Origin of the sequence: Flavobacterium salmonis, assembly GCF_903819435.1 — a bacterium.
GTDB lineage: Bacteria > Bacteroidota > Bacteroidia > Flavobacteriales > Flavobacteriaceae > Flavobacterium > Flavobacterium chungangense.
On record NZ_CAIJDP010000113.1, the window covers coordinates 1 to 264 of the forward strand.

The window sequence follows — 264 nt, forward strand, 5'->3', positions numbered from 1 at the left end:
CAGGCCGGTAGCTACTGGTCCTGCCAATTCCCCTTTCTCGGATATCACTACATCCGGATGGATCATTACCAAATACGATGCCTTCAACCGTCCGGTCTATACCGGCTGGATGAATGCTACAGCGGCAACAGCAGCCGGAAGGGCAACCCTGCAGGCAGCACAGAGCGATGCAGCCCTGACGGTATTAAACGAGAGCAAACTCACTAGCGGAACCCTTGATGGCATTGCAGCCTATTACAGCAATACGGTAGCGCCTACCAGCTT

Annotated in this window: 1 protein-coding gene; it reads left to right on the top strand. The window is 54.2% G+C overall.

Annotated elements, in window-relative coordinates; genetic code table 11:
- Positions 1–264 (top strand): hypothetical protein (locus tag FLACHUCJ7_RS25100; protein WP_219634177.1); only part of this gene is annotated, 264 nt, incomplete at both ends.